Raw genomic sequence first — 672 nt, 5'->3', positions numbered from 1 at the left:
GGCCCGAGGCTCTGCTGCACCGCGCCGCTGGCGTGGGCCGCCCAGATCTGCTTGCTGAACTGATTCAAGGTCTTGAGTTCGTTGTTCACCCAGTTGGCTGCGTTGGAGCAACCCTGGGGCGATTAAAAATTCGATGCGGGGTTTGGGGGTTCATGGCAGATGGTCTTGTTTTTGCTCCCCATCGGGGGCATCGGTTGGCTTATAGCTGCCCTTGGCTTTGCGCCAGCCTAGGGGGTCGTTGGTGAACGCTCGCAGGTCTAGCGTCGCTGATTGCGTTGCATAAGCAGAAAACCCCATAAAAATCATCCCCAGAACGAAACTGGGAATAACAATAAACGCATGCCACGAAAAATACAAGGGTAGAAGCACCAAAAGGCCACCAAGCAGGCCAATCAACAAAGCCACGCGGGCCTTCATATTCCCGCGCTGATCAAGCAGCTTCATTTCGATGACTCCAGCTGTTTGACAACAACACTCCATTGCTCATTTGCCCAGGCCTCGAAAGGTTTATCCATGCCACTTTGTACCCACAAAGCTCTAACTTCATTTGTAATTGGCGCAACCAAAGGTAGCTTATTGTCGATTTGTTTTTGAGCAATATTCAAGAAGAAATCATTGACGCCCTTCCCCACATCTGGCCTGGCCACCTGCTCAACAAAGTCTGCAGCCAGC

The 672-nt window shown here is 51.9% G+C and carries 2 protein-coding genes; both read right to left on the bottom strand.

From position 1 onward, the window contains the following. Positions 1–150: 150 nt before the first annotated feature. Positions 151–444, bottom strand: coding sequence for a hypothetical protein (locus SRAH_RS11730; protein WP_029463519.1), 294 nt, complete (start codon positions 442–444; stop codon positions 151–153). Further along, positions 441–672: hypothetical protein (locus SRAH_RS12810; protein WP_171816063.1), on the bottom strand; the 232-nt coding region annotated here is incomplete at its 5' end. The genes SRAH_RS12810 and SRAH_RS11730, both read right to left, overlap by 4 nt.

The sequence above is a fragment of the Serpentinimonas barnesii genome (genome assembly GCF_000696225.1).
Classification (GTDB): Bacteria; Pseudomonadota; Gammaproteobacteria; order Burkholderiales; family Burkholderiaceae_C; genus Serpentinimonas; species Serpentinimonas barnesii.
Note: the sequence above shows the minus strand (reverse complement) of the source record. Positions and strands in the feature narration are given on the sequence as shown.